Raw genomic sequence first — 8,149 nt, forward strand, 5'->3', positions numbered from 1 at the left:
GCCGTGCTCGACGACGTGATCGCTAACGGTCCGCTGAACCCGGCGACCATCGGCACCGTCCCCAACGTCGGGCTCATGGCTCAGGCCGCCGAGGAGTACGGCAGCCACGACAAGACGTTCGAGATCGCCTCGGCCGGTCGCGTCGAGGTCGTCGACGGCCAGGGAACGGTCGTGATCGAGCACCACGTCGGCGCCGGAGACATCTGGCGTGCCACGCAGACCAAGCACATCCCGATCATGGACTGGGTGCGCCTCGCGGTCTCCCGTGCGCAGGCGACCGGGGTTCCGGCCGTGTTCTGGCTCGATCTGAACCGCGCGCACGATGCGCAGCTGATCGCCAAGGTGCACCAGGCTCTCGCGACGCTCGATACCGACGGCGCGCAGATCTCGATCCTGCCGCCGGACGAGGCGACCCGCTACACGCTCGCCCGCATGCGTCATGGCCTCGACACCATCTCGGTCACCGGCAACGTGCTGCGCGACTACCTCACCGACCTGTTCCCCATTCTCGAGGTCGGCACCTCGGCGAAGATGCTCTCGATCGTCCCGCTGCTTGCTGGCGGCGGACTGTTCGAGACGGGTGCGGGCGGATCAGCGCCCAAGCACGTGCAGCAGCTCGTCGAAGAGAACTACCTCCGGTGGGACTCGCTCGGCGAGTTCTTCGCGCTCGCCGCATCGCTTGAGCACTTCGCAGATCGTACAGGCAACGAGAAGGCACGTATTCTTGCCGAGACGCTGGATGCCGCGACCGGCACCTTCCTCGAAGAAGACCGCTCGCCTGGCCGTAAGCTCGGCACGATTGACAACCGTGGCAGCCACTTCTACCTCGGCCTCTACTGGGCCCAGGAGCTCGCAGCCCAGACGAAGGATGCTGACCTCGCTGCGGCCTTCGCGCCGATCGCGGCAGAGCTCACGGCCCAAGAGCAGCAGATCGTCTCTGAGCTCATCGCGGCTCAGGGCGGCGCGGCCGACATCGGCGGCTACTACCGCACGGACACGGCGAAGGTCGCGAAGGTCATGCGCCCGTCCGACACGCTGAACGGCATCATCGACGCGATCGCGTAAGCCAGAAACGAGGGTGGGGCGGATGCTGCGGCATCCGCCCCACCCTCGTTTTCGCGGTATTACCAGCGCGAGGCTTTCACCACTGCGCCACGTCATTACCAGTGCGTGTGATTACCGGTGCGCGTGACTACTAGTGCATGTAATTACAGTGCACGCGATTACCAGTGCACGGAGACGGCGGTGCCGACGGGCGCCCACTCGTAGATGTACTTGGCCGCGCTGATGGGCATGTTGACGCAGCCGTGGCTCATCTGGCTGCCGAAGTTGCTGTGCCAGTAGGTGCCGTGGAAGGCGATGTTGGGCGCGAACCAGGTGCTCCACGGAACGTTCTCCGTGCAGTAGGGGGCCCCTTCGAAGCAGCCCATGTCTTGCATGGCGGTGTGCCCGAAGACGCTGAAGTTGCCCGTCGGCGTCGGCGTTCCCGGCAGGCCGGATGAGATCGCCCACGAGTTCACGACCTGGTCGTTCTCGTATGCCGTGGCACGCTGGGTGCTGAGGTTGAGGTCGATGCGTCGAACCACCGTGGCGGTCTCGAACGCCGTCTCGCTCACGTCGAGTTCGTACACGGCGTTGCCGTTCTCGAGCTGTGCGGCGAAGTCGCTTGCCGCGTTGCTGATGTCGCCGAGTTCCCGGCCGCTCGCGCCAGCGTTCAGCTCGCGCAGTACCTCACCGTTCGAATTGACGACAGCGCGAGCGTCGACCGCGTCACGGTTGACGAGCCCGGGGAGCGTGTCGACGACGGCCTGGATCTCGGTCTCATCGGCGACGACGTGCAGTTCGCCATCGTCTGGGACCACTTCGAGCCATGTCGCCGCGACCTCTGGTTTGATGGCGACCGTGCGCTCGTCGCCGACGTAGAAGCCGATCTGGCCGAGCATCGAGTTCATGGTCTCGGCGGTGCTGGCGGCGGTCTCGTCCGTGACGGCGGGCGTGGTCTCCGTGGGGGCACCCGAGAAGCTCACGCCGCTGTCGCCATCGGCGATCGCCGACGAGATCGCAGCGGTGAGACCGTCGAGGTCGATGCCGGTGCCGGTCGCGGCGGGGGTGGCTACATAGGCGCTGCTGGCTGTGTCGAACACCACGCTGGCGTTGACGGGATCTTCGTAGCTTGCGGGTACGAGCGCACGCAGGGCGCTGGGAGCTGCTTCAGGGTCGAGAGTTATCTCGCCAGCGATGGGCTCAGGCATCCACGTGGTGACATTCCACATGGGGTGCGAGGCGAAGGCTTCGTCGGCCAGGGTCGTGGCGTCGATCGAGGCGCCGAGGTCAGCACCGGTGACGACGGGGTCGCCGTTGACGTCGGTGAGGGAGACCTCGATGTCGGCCAGGCGCGAGTTGACAACCTCAGCAGCGGCGCCGGGGGTGAGCCCGCCGACCGGGATGCCGGCGATGGTCGTTCCCGGCGCGATGAGGATCGTGGATGCCGCACCAGCGGCGAGTACGAGCGCGCCGACGCCGAGACCGACCCAGAGGCCGACGCGATGCTTCTTCGGCTGGGGCTCGTTCGGTGCCCACTGAAGCGGCCGTTCGCCGTCGTTTGGAGGCAAAGCCTCTGTGACAGTCGTGGTCTGTGCTGTGGCGGCACCGGGTGCCTCGATGAGATCAGTCACGAATTCACCCCCCGTGGTTTCACTGTGACGTTCTCTTTATCATACGTGGTCGCAGATAACAGGGTGGCAACGGTTGAGATGACGATGGCCCTGTGACCGCACAGGGTCGCAGGGCCATCGTCAGAGAGCTGAATTAGCTGCAGAGCTCCTGAAGAGCAGTGGCCGATTCGGTCATGTCGCTGGTGACCGTGTTGAGCTCTTCGGTCGCCGACAGGTCCTGATCGACGACGACCTTCTCGAGGATGTCGCCCAGGGTGACGAAGTCGTCGTAGACCGCCGTGGTGGCGTCCTTGACCTCGGGGTTCGAAACCTTGTCAACCGTGGCGCCGAGGGCGGTGATAAAGGTCTTGAACTCTTCGACCGTGGCCTCGGGGTCGGCGGATGCGGCGTCGATGCTGCTCAGGGCACTGCTGGCCTCGGTGAGCTCGGGGATGACGATGCCGCAGGCATCTTCAACCGACTGGTCGGTGTTGGTCTCTTCTTCGGGAGCCGTCTCAGCGGAGTCGGCGGAGTCGTTGGTGGTGTCTTCCTCGGCGGCAGGAGCGCCAGAGCAAGCAGTCAGGCCGAGGACGGCGACAGTAGCGATCGTCCAGGCTGCGATACGACGGTTCATGTGTGAATCTCCCCTTATTGGTGGCACCACGAATTGCGGCGCAATTCTCCGGTCTGGAATAAGTAGATCACATTCGCTGGCGCCTCCCGATGGGGAGAACGACCCACGCGAGGCACGAGGCATCCAGCCGCGTGGGCAGCATTGACGCGAGTATTCTCGGAATCAGCGTCGTGCTCGCGCGGCGATCGTGGGGTGTAACGTTTCGATAACCCTGCCGACCGCGCCGGGTTCAAAGCTTGCGCATTTATTGTTCGTAAGGTGTACTAACAAACATGTCCGATTCGGATGACCCGCATCTCGTGATTCCCGCCGCGCACGGTGGCGCGAACGCGCATGCCTTCGGACCGTCACGGCATCTGCGCTCGCGATCGAAGGTGCTCCCTGAGCACGCGCGTGGTCATAACAGGGCGTTGGTGCTTCAGACGCTCTATCACTCGGGCGCTATGAGCCGCGCCGATCTGTCGCGCGAGACCGGCCTCACGCGCGTGACCATCTCCGATCTTGTGGCCGAGTTCATCGCCGACGGGATCGTGGTCGAGTTGGGTGTGCGTGAGAGCGCAGGTCCGGGAAAACCGGCCATTCTCATCGACCTCGATCGCCAGGGGCACCAGATCATCGGCCTTGATCTGTCTGATGCAGAGGTCTTCCGCGGGGCCGTGCTCAGCCTCGACGGCGACGTACTCGAACGCCGCGAGGTCACACGTCCTGCTGAGCCAGACGGCGACGCGGCCTACGCTGCGGTGCTGGAGCTGAGTCGAGCGCTCATCTCCGCTTCAAGCGCCGCGCTGCTCGGCGTCGGCGTCGGAACACCCGGAGTCGAGCGCACCGACGGGGTCGTCATGAGCGCTCCCAACCTGGGCTGGAGTGGGTTTCCGCTCGAATCGCGGCTTGGCCTCGACCTCGACCTTCCCGTGCTCGCTCGCAACGACGCCAATGCCGCCGTGCTCGCCGAATATACCTTCGGCGATGCCAGAGCAGACTTCATCCTCATCAAGATCGGCGTCGGCGTCGGCGCAGGACTCATCGCCGGCAGCCAGCCCATGCTCGGCAGCCGATTCGCCGCAGGTGAAATCGGTCACGTCGTGGTCGGCACCGATGGTGGCCCCCAGTGCATCTGTGGCCGCGAAGGCTGTCTGGAGGCGTGGCTCAGCGTCACGCGCCTGCGTCGCGCGATCGCCGATGCGCCGGATAGCAGCGATGAGATCCTCCGCGATGCTGGCGCTCGCATGGCCATCGCCATTGCCCCGATCGTCACGGCCCTCGATCTGTCTGAGGTGGTGCTCTCGGGGCCCGCTGAACTGCTGAACGACACACTCATCGACGCCGCCACCACGACGCTGCGCGATCGCACGCTCGAGGGGGTCTTCGACGACGTGGTGATCAGACTGACCAGACAGGACGACATCGTGCTCCGCGGTACAGCCGTCATGGTGTTGTCCGGGCAGCTGGGGGTCTCATAGTGGCACCCGCGGCCTCTGCCGGCCTCACGGGCCGGCCGATTCGCGTGGGCCTCGACATCGGCGGGACAAAGACGGATGCCGTAGCACTCGACGCCCGCGGTGAGGTGATGGGGCGCATCCGCCGCGCGAGCGGGTATGGGGCAGACGCTGTCGTGGCCGACGTCGTCGACAGCGTGCGAGAACTCGGAGCGGAGTTCGGATTCTCGACCTCCGATGTCGCGGGCGTCGGAGTCGGGATTCCCGGTGTCGTCGACACTGACCGTGGGCTCGTTCTGCATGCGGTGAACCTCGGTGTGACCTCCCTGGAACTGGCGGCGCTCGCGTCCGGACGTCTGGGCGTAGCGGTGTCGGTCGAGAACGATGTGAAGGCCGCAGCGCTCGGTGCGGCCTCCCTGCGTGGCCGGTCATCTGCCGCTTCGATCGCTTACCTCAACCTCGGCACCGGCGTTGCGGCGGGCATCGTCGTCGACGGCGTCCTGTGGCGCGGATCGCGCGGCACCGCCGGTGAGGTCGGCCACATCTCGGTCGACCCGAACGGCCGGGTATGTGGCTGCGGTCAGCGCGGATGCATCGAGACGTTGTGCGGCGGGGGAGCACTGGCCCGAGCCTGGGGTCGACCGGGCGCACTGCCGGTTCGCGACATCTTTGAGGCGGCCGAGAACGGCGACACAGAAGCGCTTCTGCTGCGCGCCGATCTCGCCCGCGGCGCGGCAGCGGCCGTGCGCGTGCTCGTCCTCAGCGCCGATGTCGAGACGGTCGTGATCGGCGGCGGGCTCACCGCACTCGGAGAGGAGCTGTGTTACGGCATCCGCACAGCCCTGAGAGCAGTCGCGGCGGGCTCGGCGTTTCTGCGTTCTCTGCATCTCGATGAGAGAATCGAGTTACTTCCCCCGGGATCGGCTGTGGCCGCCCTCGGTGCCGCTCTGGTCGGCGCACCCACTACTACAAAGGAGACCGCTGTCCATGGCTGAAGTCGTCATCGTCGAGAGTGCCGCCGCGGCAGGCGCACTGGTTGCTGACGAGATTGCTCGGCTCATCGCCGGTCGACCCGATGCCGTGCTGGGCCTGGCCACCGGGTCGACGCCGTTGCCGGTCTACGAAGCGTTGCGCCCTCGTCTGAGCGACGTCGACACCTCTCGGGTCCGAGCCTTCGCGCTCGATGAGTACGTCGGCATTGACCCCGCTCATCCCGAGAGCTATCGATCGGTCATCACGCGCGAGGTCGTCGAGCCGCTCGGCTTCACGCCCGAGCAGGTTCACGTTCCCAACGGATCCACCGATGGCATCGAGCACGCCGGTGATGACTACGAGGCGGCGATCACCGCCGCGGGCGGCGTCGATCTGCAGATTCTCGGTATCGGCACCGACGGACACATCGGCTTCAACGAGCCTGGTTCGTCATTCGCGTCGCGCACGCGCGTCAAGACGCTGACGCAGCGGACCCGGCATGACAACGCGCGCTTCTTCTCGTCGATCGATGAGGTTCCGATGCACTGCATCACCCAGGGGCTCGGCACGATCCTTGCAGCTCGACACCTCGTGCTGCTCGCCTTCGGCGAGGGTAAGGCACGAGCCGTGGCAGCGGCTCTGGAAGGGCCGATCAGCGCGCTGGTGCCGGCCTCGGCGGTGCAACTGCACGAGCACGTGACCGTCGTGCTTGATGAGGCAGCGGCGTCGCAGCTGAAGCTGGCCGACTACTACCGGCACGCATTCGACAACAAGCCCGCCTGGCAAGGGCTCTGACGCGGGCGTTCAGCCGGCGTCCTGCCCCGATTGTTTGGCAGGCCACGCGAGCGGGAGCAGGTGCTCGACGCTGAGCGGAGCGAGCGGCAGCGTGCCGATGTCGTCCGGAGTGATCCAGCGCAACTCGGCGATCTCCGCTTGGACGCGCACGGCATCCGCGTCGACCGTGAGAGCGAAAGCATCCGCGACGACTCGATGGCCGGGCTCGTTCGCCGCGGCTGAGATGAACCTGCCGAGCGGACGCAGCTCGGTTTCGTCGACCTGCAGGTCGAGTTCTTCCGCGAGTTCACGGGCCAGTGTCTGTGCAGCGCTCTCGCCCGGTTCGGGCTTGCCGCCGGGCTGCATGAACCGGGTGGTGCCGTGTTTGCGAACGACCAGCACGCGACCATCGGCGTCGTGGATGATCGCCGCGCTCACATGGATGTCAGCGGTCATCGCAGATTTCGTCGCCCGGCGAACAGCCCGGCGGCGACAGCGACGACGGCGAAACCCACTCCGATCCAGGTCTGCTCCATCGACCACCACGCGAGCGTGACAGCGACGTAGATGAGCAGTTCGACGGCCGCGCGAATGAACGGATGAAGCGCCAGCACCGGCCGGGGCGAGAGGAACAGCGCCCACAGCAACAGCACGAGTGCCGGTGCCCCGACGCCGAACACGATGTTCCACGGGAACGGCCACAGCGCGAAGCCCCACAGCGCGAGCGAAGCGATCGCGACGACGAGAACAATGGCCCGGATAATGTCGAGGGCCGTGATGGTGGGACGGTTGACACCGGGGACGGCGTCGGGGGCTTCGGGCATGCCTCCAGTCTATTCGGGAGGAGTGACGCCCAGCCTCCACAGCCTGGACTCGAGCGGGTACTGCACGCTCGCGTTCACCAGATACTGAAGGGTGACAGGAGCGTTGCGAATGATCTGACGAAGAGTCGGGCGCAGATCAATCACGCCTGTGCCGTCTTCGTGGAGCACAATCTGATCTGTTCCGTCGGAGCTGCCGCTGATGAGCGCTTGCACGGTGCTTCCCGGCATTCCGACCACGCTGATCGCCACGTGCGTCTTGAACTGGGGATCCACCGTGACCGCGATGTCCGTGATCGTGACGGGAGCCGTTGGGCCCGCCGGCTCTTCCGGCTCTTCCGGCTCTTCCGGCTCTGTCGGTGGCTCCGTCGGCTCCGGAGTGGGTTCGGGTTCCGGAGTGGGTTCGGGTTCCGGAGTGGGTTCGGGTTCCGGAGTGGGTTCGGGTTCTGGTGTTGGTTCTGGCTTGACCGGTGGTGTTGTCGACTCAGACCCGTCGCCGCCTTCACCATCGCTCGTATCCGGCACGCTGGGCGCGGAGGGCTTCGCGGGCGGGGGAGTCGGCGCCGAGGAATCGTCCTTGATTCGCAGTTCGGGTTCGGGAGTCTCGTCGGCGTCGGTAGGCGGTTCCGGCTCGTCCTGCTCGATCTCGAGGAGGAACTTCTCATCCGGCTCGGCATCCGGGTCGGGTTCTACTTCAGACGAGATCGACGAATCGCGCAGGTCTGAGGCACTGGGCAGCGATGTCGCCGGGCTCGCGTCGACCAGCCCCGGCACGACGGCCGCAGCAGCGACGACTCCGGCGACTACGAGTGCCGCAGATCCGGTGCCGACCAACGCTCCGATACCGGTGATCGCGCC

8 protein-coding genes and 1 pseudogene are annotated in these 8,149 nt (G+C 66.0%); 4 read left to right on the plus strand and 5 right to left on the minus strand.

The genetic code is table 11. From position 1 onward, the window contains the following. On the plus strand, positions 1–1,065 hold a 1,065-nt coding region (locus Q1J95_RS12280; RefSeq protein ID WP_300267940.1), incomplete at its 5' end, for an NADP-dependent isocitrate dehydrogenase. Positions 1,066–1,223: 158 nt separating this feature from the next. On the opposite strand, the gene Q1J95_RS12285 is transcribed toward Q1J95_RS12280, so the two are convergent. Both Q1J95_RS12285 and Q1J95_RS12290 read right to left on the minus strand, forming a co-directional pair. Then, on the minus strand, positions 1,224–2,675 hold the full coding sequence (locus tag Q1J95_RS12285; RefSeq protein WP_300267942.1) for a L,D-transpeptidase: 1,452 nt from the start codon (positions 2,673–2,675) through the stop codon (positions 1,224–1,226). A 133-nt stretch (positions 2,676–2,808) separates the two neighbouring features. Then, positions 2,809–3,288 (minus strand): hypothetical protein, encoded by a 480-nt coding sequence (locus Q1J95_RS12290; RefSeq protein ID WP_300267944.1) that lies wholly within the window; start codon positions 3,286–3,288, stop codon positions 2,809–2,811. 272 nt (positions 3,289–3,560) lie between these two features. Here Q1J95_RS12290 and Q1J95_RS12295 point away from each other — a divergent pair, with 272 nt between their 5' ends. From Q1J95_RS12295 to nagB, 3 genes are read left to right on the plus strand one after another with little or no spacing between them, the layout of a single operon-like run. Next, complete coding sequence (locus tag Q1J95_RS12295; RefSeq protein ID WP_300267947.1) at positions 3,561–4,748, plus strand: ROK family transcriptional regulator; 1,188 nt, start codon at positions 3,561–3,563, stop codon at positions 4,746–4,748. After that, entirely contained in the window at positions 4,748–5,719 is a 972-nt protein-coding gene (locus tag Q1J95_RS12300; protein ID WP_300267950.1) for an ROK family protein, read from the plus strand. The genes Q1J95_RS12295 and Q1J95_RS12300 overlap by 1 nt, the downstream gene beginning before the upstream one ends. Continuing rightward, positions 5,712–6,491, plus strand: coding sequence for a glucosamine-6-phosphate deaminase (gene nagB / locus Q1J95_RS12305; RefSeq protein ID WP_300267952.1), 780 nt, complete (start codon positions 5,712–5,714; stop codon positions 6,489–6,491). Before Q1J95_RS12300 ends, nagB begins: the two co-directional genes overlap by 8 nt. 9 nt (positions 6,492–6,500) lie before the next feature. On the opposite strand, the gene Q1J95_RS12310 is transcribed toward nagB, so the two are convergent. The 3 genes and pseudogenes from Q1J95_RS12310 to Q1J95_RS12320 all read right to left on the minus strand — a co-directional run. Then, positions 6,501–6,926 (minus strand): NUDIX domain-containing protein, encoded by a 426-nt coding sequence (locus Q1J95_RS12310; protein WP_300267954.1) that lies wholly within the window; start codon positions 6,924–6,926, stop codon positions 6,501–6,503. Next, positions 6,923–7,294, minus strand: coding sequence for a DUF2568 domain-containing protein (locus Q1J95_RS12315; RefSeq protein WP_300267956.1), 372 nt, complete (start codon positions 7,292–7,294; stop codon positions 6,923–6,925). Before Q1J95_RS12315 ends, Q1J95_RS12310 begins: the two co-directional genes overlap by 4 nt. A gap of 9 nt (positions 7,295–7,303) precedes the next feature. Beyond that, positions 7,304–8,149: pseudogene (locus Q1J95_RS12320) on the minus strand (hypothetical protein); the annotation flags it as partial.

The sequence above is a fragment of the Microbacterium sp. genome (genome assembly GCF_029263575.1).
Taxonomy (GTDB): domain Bacteria; phylum Actinomycetota; class Actinomycetes; order Actinomycetales; family Microbacteriaceae; genus Microbacterium.